At 60.4% G+C, this 2,287-nt stretch carries 1 protein-coding gene; it reads right to left on the reverse strand.

Annotated features, from left to right (window positions below):
- Positions 1-148: 148 nt before the first annotated feature.
- Complete coding sequence (locus EL26_RS22915) at positions 149-2,038, reverse strand: OPT family oligopeptide transporter (RefSeq protein ID WP_038094782.1); 1,890 nt, start codon at positions 2,036-2,038, stop codon at positions 149-151.
- Positions 2,039-2,287 lie beyond the last annotated feature (249 nt).

The raw sequence follows: 2,287 nt of genomic DNA on the forward strand, positions 1-2,287 counted from the left end.
AGAGGCCTAACATGTCCGCCTGTCACGCGGAAGACCGCGGGTTCGAATCCCGTCAGCTCCGCCAAACTTGAGAAAGGCTCGATCTTCTTCGCGAAGATCGAGCCTTTTTTGCATTTGTTGTTTTTTTTATTCGTTGCTTTTTTCGAGGTTATGTCTTGCGCGGGTTCCGCGCGGTCATCCAGCCGACCCAGAGGGCGAGGAGCAGGAAGACCACGAGCGCGAGCAGAGAGCCGCCGATTTTGACTTCCGGAATCGCGACTTTCAACGAGACGAGGCCGGCGATCAAGATGCCGATCAGCGATTCGCCGGCGATCAGGCCGGAGCAGAGGAGGACGCCGCGTTCGACGCGTTCTTCTTCCGGTTTGTCGGCGTTTCGTTTTTGCAAAAGCAGGTAGAAGTAGCGCACGAGGCCGCCGAGGAAGATCGGCGTGGACGTGTGCACCGGCAGGTAGATGCCGACAGCGACGGGAAGGGCTTCGACGCCGAGCAGCTCGATCACGATGGAGATCGCGACGCCGATGAAGACGAGATCCCACGGCATGTTTGCGTTCATGATGCCTTCGACGATCAGTTTCATGAGCACCGCTTTCGGAGCGGGAAGTTCTTTGGAACCGAATCCGTAGGCGTCGTTGAGCAAGAGCAGCACCCAGCCGATGACGAGACCGGAGCCGAGGATGCCGAGAATCATCGCGAGCTGTTGGGCGCGCGGGGTGGCTCCGACGAGGTAGCCGGTTTTGAGGTCTTGCGAGATGTCGCCCGCGATGGCGAGCGCCACGCAGATGATCGCGCCGACGGTGAGCGCGGTGACCATGCCGTCCATTCCGGAATAGCCGAATGCGCGGTAGACCGATGTGACGATGAGCAGCGTGGCGATCGTCATCCCGGAGACGGGGCTGGACGAAGAGCCGATTGCTCCGACGATGCGCGAGGCGACAGTGACGAACAGAAATCCGAACAGCGCGATGCCGATCGCGCCGATGATGCCGGTGTTCAGCTGCGGGAGAAACGCAGCTGCCAGCAGCAGAACCACGGCGGAGGGCAACGTGATTTTGCGCGACAGATCGAGTTCGGTGCGCAGGAGTTCGGGGGTGCGGGTTTCGTTTTTTGCCCCTTGCAAGCCTTGCATGGTGGAAGCGAGCGAACTCCAGAGCATCGGCAGAGTGCGCACGAGCGAGATGATGCCGCCGGTGGCGACGGCGCCTGCACCGATGTAGCGGATGTAATTGTCCCAAAGCCCCCAGGCGTCGAGAGAGGAGATCGGATCCGTGCCTGGGGCGACGGCGCCGCCGTTTGCTCCGAAGAAGGCGATCATCGGAATCAGGACGAGCCAGGCGAGCACGCCGCCCGCGGCCATCATCGCGCCGACGCGCGGGCCGACGATGAAGCCGACGGAGAGCAGCGACGGCAGCGTGTCCATCCCGATGACGCCGTTGCGCAGGCCCGCGACTTTGGTTTCGATCTCGGACGGGAACATCTTGAAACCGTCGGCGATCAGTTTGAACACACCGCCGACGGCGAGTCCGCCAAACACCAACTTGGCGCGTCCGCCGCCTTCTTCTCCGGCGACGAGGACTTGGGCGCAGGCGGTGCCTTCCGGGTACGGGAGGCGGTCGTGTTCTTTGACGATCAAGAGGCGACGCAAGGGAATCATGAAGAGGACGCCGAGGAAGCCGCCGGTGAGGACAATCAGGGTGATCTTATAGAGGCCGGGGTTGGCTTTCCACAAAAACAGCGCCGGCAGGGTGAAAATCGCCCCGGCCGCCACCGCTTCCCCTGCGGTGGTGATCGTTTGCACGATGTTGTTTTCAAGAATCGAGTTGCGGCGCAGGACGCCGCGGATGATCGCCATGGAGATGACGGCGGCAGGGATCGACGCCGAGATCGTCATGCCGATGATCAGGCCGAGGTACGCGTTGGCAGCGCCGAAGATGACGGCGAGGATGATCCCGATCACGACGGCGGTGACCGTAAGTTCCGGCGGGCGGTCGGACGGGGAGATGAAAGGCTTGAATGGTTTGCGGTCTTGGTTGTCGCTCATGCGGGAGGCTCCTTCCCCTGTTGGTTCTGTTTCTAAGATTTGATGATTGCGGCTGGAGTATGCGGCGTGGTAGGATAGCTCTTGTCGCCGCGAGAGACGCGGTGATGATGAAATCAAAAAAATACCTGTTGCATTCGTGAGTGCAACGTGGTAAAGTACTAAGAGTCGCCTCCGGGCGGCGCTGTTTGAAAGATAATTGATCCTTGAAAACTAAACGAGTGATAGATGAAGAACGATTCGAGCCAGAAG

The sequence above is a fragment of the Tumebacillus flagellatus genome, from assembly GCF_000714935.1.
Lineage (GTDB): Bacteria > Bacillota > Bacilli > Tumebacillales > Tumebacillaceae > Tumebacillus > Tumebacillus flagellatus.